This is a genomic window from Spirosoma sp. 48-14 (assembly GCF_001898575.1).
In the GTDB taxonomy this organism is placed as follows: domain Bacteria; phylum Bacteroidota; class Bacteroidia; order Cytophagales; family Spirosomataceae; genus Spirosoma.
In genome coordinates this window covers 1-13,879 of sequence record NZ_MKUD01000081.1, presented here as the reverse complement: position 1 = coordinate 13,879, position 13,879 = coordinate 1, and the positions used below count along the sequence as shown (strand labels likewise).

Annotated in this window: 9 protein-coding genes; 2 read left to right on the top strand and 7 right to left on the bottom strand. The window is 40.1% G+C overall.

Annotated features, from left to right (window positions below; all coding sequences use genetic code 11):
* Window positions 1-113: 113 nt before the first annotated feature.
* The 7 genes from BGO59_RS36490 to BGO59_RS32315 all read right to left on the bottom strand — a co-directional run bounded on the left by BGO59_RS36490 (window position 114) and on the right by BGO59_RS32315 (window position 8,528).
* Window positions 114-302, bottom strand: coding sequence for an integrase core domain-containing protein (locus BGO59_RS36490; protein ID WP_365981365.1), 189 nt, complete (start codon window positions 300-302; stop codon window positions 114-116).
* Window positions 303-314: 12 nt separating this feature from the next.
* A complete protein-coding gene (locus BGO59_RS32340; protein ID WP_293691220.1) occupies window positions 315-686 on the bottom strand; it encodes a DDE-type integrase/transposase/recombinase in 372 nt (123 codons plus the stop codon).
* Between the two features lie 638 nt (window positions 687-1,324).
* A complete protein-coding gene (locus tag BGO59_RS32335) occupies window positions 1,325-1,981 on the bottom strand; it encodes a hypothetical protein (protein WP_293691572.1) in 657 nt (218 codons plus the stop codon).
* Between the two features lie 416 nt (window positions 1,982-2,397).
* Window positions 2,398-3,108, bottom strand: coding sequence for a LytTR family DNA-binding domain-containing protein (locus BGO59_RS32330; RefSeq protein WP_293691218.1), 711 nt, complete (start codon window positions 3,106-3,108; stop codon window positions 2,398-2,400).
* A gap of 856 nt (window positions 3,109-3,964) precedes the next feature.
* On the bottom strand, window positions 3,965-5,785 hold the full coding sequence (locus tag BGO59_RS32325; RefSeq protein ID WP_293691216.1) for a hypothetical protein: 1,821 nt from the start codon (window positions 5,783-5,785) through the stop codon (window positions 3,965-3,967).
* A gap of 1,801 nt (window positions 5,786-7,586) precedes the next feature.
* A complete protein-coding gene (locus BGO59_RS32320) occupies window positions 7,587-7,937 on the bottom strand; it encodes a hypothetical protein (protein ID WP_293691214.1) in 351 nt (116 codons plus the stop codon).
* Between the two features lie 72 nt (window positions 7,938-8,009).
* Window positions 8,010-8,528 (bottom strand): sigma-70 family RNA polymerase sigma factor, encoded by a 519-nt coding sequence (locus tag BGO59_RS32315; protein ID WP_293691212.1) that lies wholly within the window; start codon window positions 8,526-8,528, stop codon window positions 8,010-8,012.
* Between the two features lie 1,160 nt (window positions 8,529-9,688).
* On the opposite strand from BGO59_RS32315, the gene BGO59_RS32310 reads away from it, so the two are divergent.
* Both BGO59_RS32310 and BGO59_RS32305 read left to right on the top strand, forming a co-directional pair.
* Complete coding sequence (locus BGO59_RS32310; RefSeq protein WP_293691210.1) at window positions 9,689-10,036, top strand: LytTR family transcriptional regulator DNA-binding domain-containing protein; 348 nt, start codon at window positions 9,689-9,691, stop codon at window positions 10,034-10,036.
* A gap of 1,975 nt (window positions 10,037-12,011) precedes the next feature.
* Window positions 12,012-13,879 (top strand): hypothetical protein (locus tag BGO59_RS32305; protein ID WP_293691208.1); only part of this gene is annotated, 1,868 nt, incomplete at its 3' end.

Here is a 13,879-nt window from a genome sequence, read left to right as displayed (position 1 = left end):
GTATTCCCCGCATGGTTGCTTTTTATCGAAATGCAGGCGTGTGGGGAATTGTATTTTTTAGTCAGTTTGGTGCTCCCCAATAGTTGGACAGGATTTCAACGTTTTAAAGCTTGTTAGGTAAAGCTCCAAAATTGTACTTTTTCTTCCCCTCCTATACCTGCTTCATACCACATGGCCGGAGTTTGATAACCCAACGACTGGTGTTTGCGGTCATGATTATAGAAGCGAAAGGACTCCGTTAAGCCCTGATGCAGATGACGCCCATCCGTGTAGGCGCGTAAGTAAAGATGTTCGTATTTAATGGTCCGACAAAATCATTCGATGAAAATATTATCCAGAGCGCGACCTTTGGAATCCATACTCACTGAGATCTCATTACTTATCAGCGGTTTGAGAAAGTCGTGGCTGGTAAACTGGCTCCCCTGATCCGTATTAAAAATCTGAGGTTTACCCCATCTTGAAAGGGCCTCTTCCAGCGCATCCACGCAAAAAACGGCCAGTAGGGTGTTCTCTGGACGGGCAGTAAACAGCTTATCGATGCGCTCTATTAGGGCTAGGTTCTCCCTAGTCTCGCCGACTGGCCGGTAATAATAGCTGGAGCGAGCCAGGCCTGACAGGCTACACTGCTGGGCGACGGAAAACTGCTCATCAGCAGGGTTGATCAGGATGCGACGATCCAGCCTCAACTCGTCCGTAATTTTTTTTGAGCCAATCGTTTTCGACTTTTAGCTGGCCAATCTGCTGGAAAAGAGGAGCTTCGATCTCCTCGCGTTGTTACTCGGAAAGAGTAGGATTGATCGAGCCGCTCTCGAAGTGCAACGGAAATTTGTCGAGGGCTTGTCGTTTCCACCGGGACGCCGGAGCGTTCGGTAATCTACTGGGCGTGAATGCCAAATTCGCTGGCGAGTTGGGGTAGCGTTTTGAGTCCTTCGAGGACGACCTTGGTTTTGAAAGCGGTATCGTGAATGCGCCAGATTGGCTTGGTCATATTTGAACATTTTGTAGATAAGTGCTTGATAGTTCAAGTTATACTACCTGTCCAGGTTTTGGGGAGCACTATATCCAGCGCGACACAGCGTCGGCGTAGCAGTTCATATTCGATTTATTTTTGGCTTGCCATAGTAAGAGCAAGATACAAACATTACGACTTTATTCCCGCATCAATAATGGCTAAACGCTTAGGCGATACTGATTTAGCGGATTTGAACATTGCCAAGGTGGTTTGAATGAAACAATTTAGAAAACTGTCTCTTTCCATTTTCACCCTTTTTGTCCACTTCCCTTTGACGACGTACAGTATTAGTCACGGGCCAATATCAAAACATCATTGAGGATCTGTTTTGCAATCCAATGCTTTTTTCATAATTTCATTTTGTAAGCTTAAATCTGCATACATTATTTTAAGCTGACGATTTTCATTCTCTAGCTCTTCAATACGCTTCAATTCAAAAGACTTTGTATCGGTAGGTTTTATTTGAGGATATAATAAGCCATTTTTGTTTGTTTTATTATAATATTTTATATTGTTTTTAGGCTTAAGGAGTGGCAGTGATTGATCCCGCAATGGCACAACGTCATGTAGCCTTAAACGAATACCAACAACGCCATCGTTCAATAGAACATCCTCACTAATAAATGAATATAAAAATACCTTGTAATCTAATTGAAGCTTATCTAGTAAACTATTAAGTTTTAATACAGCACTGTATTTGTATCGGGTAATAGAAATGCCCTCAATTTGTGGCTCAACAGCTGGGCGTAATAGTAGAGCGTATAGCTGTTGGTTATCGGTTATCTGTTCTATTATTTTTAAATGTGTCCTCCGGAAATTAATCCCTAAAACTTTAGTAACTAATCGACGGTGGAGAACAATATTCCCTGATGATGTTGTTTGACAGTATCCATCTTCTACGGGATTAAAACGATACCTTTTTGAATCGTCAACCTTTTCACAGTTGATTAAAGTGCTGAGTGTATTCATTAGGAATTTAATTACTAAAACAATTACTACTTTTCAGGAAGATATTGGCTAATTCTGTAGACGAAATTTCCTGAAACCAATTTCTGATCGTTGATAAACTGATAGCCTTGTAGATTACAACGAATTCGTGAATCTGTGCTGGCTATTAACCAATTAAGTATAAACAATATCCTAAAAAAGTATTGTTTATATACTAGTTCCGTAAACGTATAGTCTTAGGTAGCTTATGACCTACCCCTGTTTTTTACAACCAATTGATTTTACCTAAAATTTTGGGGTTCACTAGTTTACGTTGCTACCACCTGTTTAGCCAAACTATGCTTAGGTGCATCCAGGCCCAACTTGGCTGGATTTAGTTCAGAAAAGTACTTATACCTCCACTTTGCACAGAGGTAATTTTATAAAACAGTAAAGATTTATTTATCAGTATTATCTAAAATATTTAAATTATTCATAAATGTATTCTTATAGGTAATCCCGATTGGAATCTCGTATCCGTTGATAAGTAAATTTTCACTAATAACTCCATCTACCTTTTTTAGGTTTACGTAAAAACGTTGATGGCATCTTGTAAAATGATTATTTAATTTTTCAACGGTTCGTTTTAATGATTTCTTTATTGTATATTTTTTTCCATTACTTATGACAATTGTAGTATAATTACCTTCTGATTCAAGCCACAAAATCTCATCTCCTTCTATCTTATGCATTTTCCTGCCTTGATTTATATATAGTATTTTGTTTTTATAAGCCTCTAAGTAGTTGCTTTTATAGCTGGAAAACAGTAAGTTGATCGTTGCCTGCAGTAATATTGGACTAAGGGGCTTTATTAGAAAACCAAATCTAAAATTATCTTTAATAGTATTATATATATTTATATCCTGCGTAACAGTCATAAAAATGGTCGGTATATCAGGAATAGAAGGGTCATATACCAGTTCTAGCGATGTACTATCTTTCAATATAACATCAGCAATAAGTAATGATGGCAGCCGCTTCTTCATAAACGTTCGCGCTTCCTCAAGCGAAGTCACACAGTTTATATCGGTATAGCCTAGCTCTTCCAGTATTTTTTTTACTGAGATTTGATCGTTAGGTTCATCATCAAGTACCAATACACTTAGCATAAAGAACTGCATTTACATAGTTGCCTTTGATGGCTACGTAATCAAACTATTTTAAAAAATGGTGCGATCAGTACAGTTAGCGAACTGCTATATGAAAGGAGTATTGAGAATGGCTCCAACTGTGTACCGGATAGAAACGGAAGTCGAGCTTCAAAAAACGCTAATTGATTTACAGGTAATCTGAATGTAGCCCTTGTCGTAGTTAGAAAAAACAACCAGAACGTTAGAGCTAAGAAAGCCAGTAACGTTAGGCAGTGGCTGATTTACAACTAAATCGGGTATTATGATTACCGCCTGAATAAACTAGTAACGATGATATCTGAATAAGCCAAAAGGGCTATAACAGTTAGTACTAGGTAAAACGGAATGTGATTAAAATATTTGGATAAAGCAGGTAGTTTCATGGCATTAGTACAGATACCAATTTATCCTCTGTAAGCGATTACCTTAAAGAAGATAAATTGGTATAGATAGAATCAGAAAGTAAAAGAAAATGGTATACGCACCAGGCACTCGTCGGCCTATTTCACATACTGAGTCACTCTGGATTGCTTACCTTGCTGAAGAATTCAATAGCATTGATCAAAATTTGCCAAAAGCCTAGACAATGCAAGAAAATAGATGAGGACAAAAATGTAGACAATCTACAATAGCCTGTAAATCAAAGGTGTATTCCCTAATAACGATCAGTTAATACAGAAGAAATAGATTAATTTCATTCACTTATTAATAGTCTAAAAACGTACATTGCTTAATCGCCTACTTACAAATAAATAATCTTATATATAATATAGGTGCTACATAAATGCACGATCGTAATGAACAGCGTACAATTGCTATTACTTGATCAGTTTAATTAGTCCAATAAATCTGCCAGGAGGGATTGTTGGCTAGTATCCAGGCGCTTCTTCAACCTGTACTTCGCCTTTCGTACTGAACCAGGCGAAATACCTAATATACGACTCATGTGCCGAATATCAATATTGAGTTTCGCCAACGCTAAAAGCCGCTCTTCAGCAGGAGTTAGGGGAGAAAATTGAATATGGATCATGGCAAAGAAATCAGGATAGACGCGCTCGAAACGCCGTCGAAACTCCTCCCAATCCTTGCTCGTCAGCAAGCTGGAATTAAAAAGTTGTTGAACAAGTGGGGCGTTCGGATGCGACTGTTCAATTTCCTGCAAGTGATTTGCCGGAGAGCCCTGTAATTTGGCAGTTACTGAATCAATGAAGTCATTTCGTTCACGCAAATTCTCCACAAAAACTAGTAAATCTTGTTTGGCACGTTGTAGCTCCTCTTCAACGAGCTGTTTTTCAAGTTGCAATGACCGTTTCTGCTCAGCGCTGATGATTGTTTCCTGCCTACGTCTCAGCATACTGAGTTGAAACAAGCGCCAAAACAAGGCAGCGATAAGCGATAAAATGACAACTGCAACCCAGAACAGTATGCGCTGTTTCTGACGCTCAGCTTCGAGCGTTTTAACTTCCGTTTGGTGCTGGTGGATCATAAGCCGTTTTTCAACCAGTGATATCTGATCTGATTTTTGGCGTTTATTCATCCGATTTGTCAATACTAACATGCTATCCAAATAGCGATAGGCAGTCTTTGTATCGTTCATTAAATAAGAATACTTACGAACTACATCACAATATTTTTTCACAAACAAGTCATCATCGAGCTTCGTGATAAATGTATTGGATGTTAAATTGTGCTGATAAAATTTTTTCGATTGGTCTAAAAAATACTTGCAACTATCCAGTTGACCCTTCTCTAAATAAAGGCGAGAAAGGGTAATAGCGGCAAACTCGGGTAGCTCTTCTGAGTCGTTTAACCTTGCTTCATATTCGTAACGCAGCACCTGTATAGCCTCTGTCCATCGTTTTTGATCTTCATAAATTAGTGACAGATTTCCGTTAATGAGGCCCACCCAGGTTTGATTCTGTTGTGCTTGTGCAATCTTCAGCGCTTGTTTAAAATATTTTTCGGCTTTTTGGGCGTCCTCTGAAGTCATCTGACTATGGCGATGTAGAAAACACAAAGCCATTGTATTGGGCGTTTGAATGGCGTCAACGTCGCTCAATGATGAAAAAGGAGGGACATTCTGCAGCAGTTTAATTGTTTTATCATATTCTCTGAACTGATAATAGCACAGAGCCAGCGAGTTCAGATACCGATGAATACCCGGCACATGTCGATAGCCAATCGCGCGAAAAATGTTATCTGCTGCAATCAACTCATCGAATGCTTTCCCGTATTCTTCGTTCAAATAATAATAAAGACCAGCAAAATGCCGGCAAACCCCGACGATTTGGTCTTTGCCTTCATCCTTTACCTTTTGCGCTACCAACTCAAATAGTTCAGCCTTTTGTCGATTGGTTAAGGTATTGCTGTGTTTATCCTGCGTGTCTTGCAAAAACTGTATATACTCTTTTAGCTGGTTATCCCCCTTTAAACTGGCAAACTCATTCAGTCTTTTTAATAGATCAAAGGCTCTGATTTTATTCTGTGTAACTGCCCGGCAGGTATCAAAATAATTAAGCACAAGCTCAACTCGTCTTGAGGGAGTCGCTTTTTCGACCTTTTGAAGAAACGGATCTGCTCGTAACACGCCGATAGGCAACAAACTAATCAGCAATAGGACTAAGTATTTATACTTTATTGCACCACAAACTTCCATAGTGTTCACTTCAAACGGCAAATGCACTTTTTAATATTTACAAAAAATAAATTTTCTAGTGTACCTTTTCAGGTACCCTATCGTAAAAACACGGTTTTATTTCCTGATTCAAGTTTTAAGTCATATGATAGTCAATATGGCTTATGAAAAGTAAATTATATCACATATTTTGGCTAATAAAGAGTCCTATTAGGTTCTAACCCTTATAAATGCTATTGTTTTATTTGTTGAATGTATTATACATGCACACAAAACAGAAAGATTAAGCAATAAAAAGAAATTAGAAGTTATTCGAATTATTAATCAACAAATTCAGGCGTTACTTTATAATAAGGTAGTTAATCAAATTGATAACTCTTATTCTTCTGTTACCTAGACCCCTCCTTAATTATAAAGTTGGGTGTAGTTACTATTTCAATTGATTTACTTAAAAAAAATAACCATAATGCATATACGTATAAACATAAAATGCATTCTCGATCTTGGTATGATTTAATCTGCTACCAAAAAAGACTACTGGTCAGGAAGTGATAAAGAGAATTGGCTATAGTGATGGCCACAGTATTGTCCTGAGGGATGACAAAGCCATACTGAATCGAACAGGTAGTTATGCCTCCTTAAACATTACCAGTCTGTGAAACAACATCGATGATAGTGCCGGAAACGGTCATCTGGTATTCCGATGTCGCTACTGAGGGTAGACTAATGGGCAAGACATTGGCGCGATCAACTCGGAGGGTGTTGGCTCAGAGAGGTTTTGCTTTCCTGAAACCTACCATACATCTTCACCCATTCCTTCATTTGAAAAGTAACTGAACGGCCAGCAGACGATTTGGACTTATAAATACTGGTGGCTACCCAAATAAAATCGTCTGCATTACTGAGGTCAATGGCCCACAGTAGGCTTCTATTATTGAAGGCTAAACTGAACGCGTAGACCGGGCTAAAGATGTCATGAGCCATGATGTCGAACGTGACTTTAGCCAAACGTGTATGCATTAACTTTGTTAACAGATAGGATAGAGTAGTAAAGGATAAAGCAAAACTGTTGGTCATAAGTCAGAACAATAAAGGGTTAGAGTTTATGCCGATATACTAAACTTATATACTTACCATGTAAAAGTTCACGACATATCTGTATGCCTGGGACTTTTTAACAATGTACTTTTCTACACAGGTGTTAATTGCTGAATACTATACATCAAACATATTGATGGTACTAGGATAGCAGCACATTACACATTCAAACGTTTTGTTGTTGTAGACAATGCTTTTGTAACAAAGTTTACGATCAATAGTAGGATATAACTAGTAAATAAACACCTGAGGAACCATTTAAGTAATAAGAATTTATACTCAATGAAATTAATATTACTATTCGGGTCTTTTTGTATTATGGATAACTTTAAAATTATTTTTTTATCAAAATAGGATAAATAAATATAGACAAAAATTTATAATTAGTTACTATAAAGGCTGCTCACTAAACGGTGTCTCAGGTAAATAATGGGATCAAAACTATAACGGCCCCGACCGCCCGGTTTCACCATCATGACCAACGAGTTCGAATAGTCCGCCGTCGCGGTTTGAGGGCTCAAAACAGGCCGCTATCAAGGGTCTTCATGAAGGCAAGCCTATCACAGGCGAAAACGGTTTGCCCACCCCTTTACGTAAGGAATACGCCACCGCGGCACTTTTAGAATCGGCTCTAGAGGGCGAACTGGATAGCCACCTAGTACAAACACGCCTGACTGAGGAGAACTGTCGAAACAGGAAAACCACCAAGCAGGTTCTAGGCATCTTATAGGGACCAACGTTTGCCCCGGACCATCCAGACCTCCGCCCCCACCACCTGGCCTACAATACTAGTGACCATATCGCCTGTTAGCAGGGTAAAGCTGCCCGCTACGCTGGCCCCACTTCTCCCTTTACCTAGACCGTCGGGGTCGGTTGCTCCATCGGCACCTTCTGCAATAATCTGCACCATAAAGGGGCCACCCGCTGGTACGGTAGTAAAAGAATAGAGGCCCGTGGTAGTGTAGGGAGCCAACTGAGCCATTGTTGGGCCAGAGATTAAGAGGAATGCCAAAAGGGAAAAGAGAAACAGGGTTGGCAGGCGATTGAGCGAGTAGATATACATTCGTTGGATCATGACTGGTAATAGGACTATAGTGTGATAAGTGGGTAGGCTTACCTGAAGGCTTGGGCGAAATTGGCTATGAGTCTAATTTAGGCTTTTGATATAGATGATCACCTTCTGCCGCCCTCGTAGCAGGCGCATCTTTACGGCATTGGGTGTTAGGCGGTATTGCTGACTGAGCTGGAGAATCGATAACCCTTTCTGGTACTTCAAGCGTAGCAGATTGGCTTCGTCAGCGTGCAGACTCAATAGGGCCTGTTCAAATAAATCGGTTGCGTTGTCAATCCAGTTGGTTGTATCCACCAGGGTTTCGATTAGTTCCTGAGAGAGTTGGGTCATCTTGAACCGCTTTTGTTCTCGTAAGTGATTCATGCACTGGTTAAAGGTGATGGTATAGAGCCAGGTAGAGAAATGAGCCTGATGATTGAATGAGTCAAGTTTAGTAAATACTTTGAGGAATACATCCTGCGTAATATCTCTGGACAATTCATTATCCCTGGTTATGGATATGCATTGCTGGAATACCTTATTGGCATATTGCCTGTAAAGAGAAGCAACTAAGTCGGTATGGTGGCGTTTGTCAGGTGTTTCGAATCGTTTCATTCTAGATAGACCTTTATGTTACTTTTTGATGCAAAATAGTATTCTTTAAACTGCTTTATGAATACAAAAAAGTTTAATATAATAATATGTTATTGTTTGTGTTGATGAAAAAGTAAATGTATAACTTGTAAAAAAAATATAATTTATTGGTTTAGTTATATTAATATTGGCGTAAAGTTGTTTGTTGAGTATTCTGTGTTGGCCAACCCGGGTGATAAAAAGTCAATATGTTTACTTATCGGGTCACAGAACGCACTTGTAGTGAATTGCCTACTATGTGAACCTTTAACTCTCGCTTCAGTACATTGGTGAGCGATAACGAGTTAAGCAGCCATTTGCATACCCTGATCAGGCTAAATCAGGGTTGATATTACTCTGGGTTTGTCGCTAAAACATATGTTGTATACCCGAGCATCAAGGTATTTGGGGATATAACGTAACCGGCAGAGTATAGGGTAGGGGAAATGATCGATATTTTTGGGCTTTGATTATAAGGCAGTTACGCTTTTGTCTACATTTTTGTCCACACCCTTTATTGCCAACATACGTGGTTAGGCTGGTAGTTTTGGATAGCATTGTATACCTGAACACGGCTTAAAAGGCTATTCGCCAAAGATGATGACCTCTACAAAGTTTGATTGTATTTCGATTGGCAACGGTGGTTATGTTGGCCAACCAGCTAGCCTCCATACTTTTACCAGCCCTACTAAAATAACTATACTAACTGTAGGGGTAGCCAGGTCTACGATTTCTGCAATGTTGGTAGCGGCCTAATCTGACGGTCTTTTCAGGCTTGTCTCACTCCTTTTTCGGATAGTACACATTGGTTCCTAACCTGAACGGGCCTCCATACATTGGCGTCTATTTGCCAGTCTTTTCAACTGCGCGTTTACTCTTAACCAATAGCTCATGCTCATTTGGATCAGACCCAAGCAAGCCATAGCCACACGATGTATATTATTTATAGTCAGCTGGCAAGGGGGATTTTTATTTCTGAAGCCTGCTAATAGAACCCTCAAGCGTCTGTCAAAGCTGTAGCAGTGTGGAAAATGGTTCAGTATCTATCTACGTCTGAACACTGAATGGGCTGGAATGAAGCAAAATAGCTAGCTAATAAGCAAGATCAGTTCCGAGTAATTTAGTATATACTGTTAATTGTCATGAGATCATATACTTCCAGCAAAGGGAGCCATTTCCGGGTTGGTTCTACAAAAATTCTTTACCTTATTGGTGACGCCAACTATTGTCGTATTTATCTTATAACAGGCGAAATCGTCATGATGTCGCGCACATTAAAATGGTATGAAGGACGTTGGCCTTCGTTTATACGAATCCATAAGCATACATTGATCAATCCAACCTATGCCCGTAGCCTACAGTTAGCTCCCCGCTATCGTGAAAATAGCTATGTGGTTATGGACGACTATGCATCATTGCGTATCGCCCGCCGTCGGAGGGCTTTTATTGAGTCTGAATTAGCCCATCTTCATGTAGAGGCAATGGCTTAATCGAGCCATTGCCTCTACATGAAGATGGATGTTTCACTAGTCGTAAATGATAGAGCTCTTCGTCAACAGCACTACGCATATTTTGGTTTTCGGAGTACGGTCGATCGGTTTAAATTTATTATTTACAATATACTAATAGTTGTGAATGTTAAGGATTTTATTTAATAATCTCCTTTCAGTATCAACGGGAATTAATATAAAAAACTAATCATATTTTTTTGTTTTACGTGGGCGCTGTAACTGGTAAACTTTTGAAAACTTCACCATTTTTTAGGGTATTGTCACCAATGTATAAAATTAGGCCTAACAAGGTACAGATTTTGCCTATCATTGTACCATGTAGATATACTAATACTATTTAGAAAGCCGCTACCATATTGAGTAGTGGCTTTTTTGTATTTATAGTGAGATCTATAGCGGTTTTTTTTGCCATGTTCATGAAAAGAAACTGTTAACCTGCTAATCAAGAAAACATATAGTTAATAAAGAACTTCAGTAACGTTATTAGTATCTATGAGTGATTTTTTTCTAGTCGTCACTATAAGTATATTTATTGAAAAAGCTTCGCCTATTATTTGGTTTATAAATAGACAAATTGATATAATTTTATTTATAACCTTATATACAACAAGCCGTTCTGGGTTATTAGACAAATAGATACATAAATACAGTAGACCTTTGCTGTAAAATGTATAATATGACCTGGATTTATATTCTTGGAATTGGATAAATAAGTTTGTATCAATGTGACAATACGGCTTAACGTAAATCATTTGATAATGAGCCATATAAACGACAGCCATGGAGAACGTTTTTTATTTATTTATTCAGATGAACTGCTGGGTTATGGTTGATTATGAAATTTTTACTTTTCTGTAGTTAATTATCTGTATATAAGAATTTTATATATTTTAGTAAATGCTGCTGTGTACATACTTGCCTACTTTAACAGAACTTTAAGAAGTTATTACAATGCACTTATGTATTACCCGTTGAGTAGCTGTATGATATTGCCAAGGGTTGATTAATGATCTATGGGATCTTATTAATTTAGTTGAAATATAGTTTATTGCCCTACTTATGTATAGTGTTTCCGTGTTTTATGGATAAAAGGCGTTGTTATTTGTCCCTTTACCTATAGATAATTTGAATAAAATCCATAAAGCTCATACTGTATTGATTGCTATAGTAAGGTAAATGAATTTGTTGATAAACTATAGTTTCGCATTATGTGTAACTGTGCTTAACTGGTATACGCTGCTTTATCACTTTTATTCATGCTGCCTATAGCCTTTAACTTGTTTATACATATAGTGTGTAGAATAATAAAAGTACAACTGTTGTTGAGGTCGCCTAAAATATTCTACTATCACCAGTAAAAGACTCGTGTTACATTGAGCAGCAACTTTTTTATTTTGTGAATTTACAATTACTTTCAGCTATACTATTCGCTCTTCGATTTCTGAAACTCGGCATTCAGCCAGTAAACTTCTTATGCCTTATTGAAAAGAAATGAACAGCTCTGTGTGATAACAGAGCTAGTCACGTGGCTTATTATTAGGGATTAGCATGGTAATATGTTGTTTGTTTTGTTGTAAAGAAGCCGAGTCTAAATACTAGATCGATCAAACGCTTTGGCATGAAAAAAATCAAAAACAGGTACCTTTTAATGGTTACAAATTGTTTTCTTTTATTTTTCATGGTTAACAAATAAAAAAAACGTCCACCAAAATAACTAAAACGTCACCATTTCTATTTCTGATTACTATTTCTAGCGTGCCTATTGCTCTGGACTTAGCACTTATCAAACAATAAGGTTAGCGTCTTCACTTTTAAGATAACGTTTGTGTAAAAAACCTCTTAAAAGTAGACATGCTGCCGGTAAGTCCTGATGTCTATGCCTAGCACTACAAGTCTATTCGTTTACGCTCACCCATGCTCAAAGCCGGCTACGGATCTGAGAAACAAAACAGAATTGAGTTGGATAAAGACCAATCTCAAATCCTTCTGGAAGTATTGGAAAGCTTTCGCTTTACTAGCGATCATTCTGAATGTACTACCACTAGTTAGCCAGGCGCAGTACGTTCAGTTCTCTCGAAAGCTCGGTATACCTGTCACGAAAGAATCATATGCTGCCATGCAGGTGGTGAATGGTGAAACGTATATGCTTGGTAATCGGACTGATATAGAACAGTGGATTATTACGAAGCTGGATGCTGCTGGGAACACAGTATATACAACCACTTTACCAGGGGGGCGGATAATTACTCAGGCCCAGATGAAAGTGGTGAATGGGGAGGTATACTTGTATGGACAGACAACGTCGGCCAATTTCCCTGTTACCAATGGCAGTACCTATTCGGGCAACACCGATATGTTTGTCACCCGGCTCAATACCGCTGGTGGCATTGCCTTCTCCACCTATCTATCGGGGAATGGGATTGATGTGGGACTTGCTCTGGACGTAGTGAACGGAGAGATCTATCTATTAGGTCAGACCCGATCAACCAATTTCCCGGTTACCAACGGGAGCGTTCATCTTGGGCCTGCCTATAACACAACCTTTACTAAACTGAGCGCCACCGGAACGATCCTGGTGTCGGAATATCTGGCGGGATCGAACAATGAAATTCCTGTTCAAAAACTAGAAGTGGTTGGTGGGAAAGCGTATCTGATTGTTAATTCATTGTCATCCGATTTCCCGGTAACGGATGGGAGCACCAATAAGACACAGTATGGTTTCCCCACGTTCGATATGATTCCGGTCCGGCTGGATGCCGCGACGGGGGCGGTTGAATATGCCAGCTATATTGGCGGAACGGGCAATGAAACGGCAGCCGATTTTGAGATTGTCAACGGACAGTTCTATATCGTGGGCAGTACGGGCTCTGCCGATTTTCCGGTAACGGATGGGAGTACAAGTGGAGGTGTAGAAAGTAACATTAATACAGATATGGTTTATATGAGGGTGAGTCCAGGCGTAGGAGCCACCTTCGCTACCCGCCTGGGAGGGGCTATCGCAGATAGTGGGCACCGCATACAAATCGTCAACGGAGAAGCCTACCTGATTGGCACTACGACCTCAGTCAATTTCCCGACGACGAATGGTAGCGGTGGTGCTAGTATCGATTTTACTTTATACACCTATGCCCGGTATAATGCCGCCGGGCAACGGGTTGTTTCCGCCGTTCTTGATATTACACCTGTCGTCATACCCCTCATCACACCCCGCGGCTACTTCCTCGAATTTGCAGTCGCTAATAATGAGGTACATATCGCATCAACGCGGCAATACATAACCACGTTTTACACTCAAACAGGTGGCCTTTACGAGAAACTGGATGCCGCCACGGGCAATCGGCTGTATTCCCGCTTTTTTGACGCTCAGGTAAATATCGGCACGACGATCGGCTTTTTTGGGGGTATTCAGGTTGAAAACGGGCTGGTCTATCTGGGCGGCCATGCGGATCTGAACTACCCCGTTACCACCAATACCGGCTACACGCCCTCTCAGGATTTAACCCTGGCCATCGTCCGCCTGTGTGGCACCTATCCATCCACCCCAGCCGTGGTCTCCCCCGCCAGCCAGACCATCTGCCAGAACGGATTGACCCAACCCCTGACCGCCCCCGACATCCAGATTGCCTCCGAAGCGATGCCTACCCTCTATGCCGATGGCGTCTCTACATCACAGGAACCGATTGGAGCCAGTTACCAGTGGCAAATAGCCAGCTCACCCTCCGGCCCCTGGACCGATATTGGCGGGGCCATTCAGAAAGACTATTCACCGGGCACCTCTACCACCAGCCGGTATTTCCGGCGCATCAGCACCAGCGGTCCCTG

What these genes read in the sequence shown, in the direction of transcription:
- BGO59_RS32335 (WP_293691572.1), bottom strand. Translation starts at nt 1,981, where the DNA reads ATGAATACACTCAGCACTTTAATCAACTGTGAAAAGGTTGACGATTCA.
- BGO59_RS32330 (WP_293691218.1), bottom strand. Translation starts at nt 3,108, where the DNA reads ATGCTAAGTGTATTGGTACTTGATGATGAACCTAACGATCAAATCTCA.
- BGO59_RS32325 (WP_293691216.1), bottom strand. Translation starts at nt 5,785, where the DNA reads ATGGAAGTTTGTGGTGCAATAAAGTATAAATACTTAGTCCTATTGCTG.
- BGO59_RS32320 (WP_293691214.1), bottom strand. Translation starts at nt 7,937, where the DNA reads ATGATCCAACGAATGTATATCTACTCGCTCAATCGCCTGCCAACCCTG.
- BGO59_RS32315 (WP_293691212.1), bottom strand. Translation starts at nt 8,528, where the DNA reads ATGAAACGATTCGAAACACCTGACAAACGCCACCATACCGACTTAGTT.
- BGO59_RS32310 (WP_293691210.1), top strand. Translation starts at nt 9,689, where the DNA reads ATGAGATCATATACTTCCAGCAAAGGGAGCCATTTCCGGGTTGGTTCT.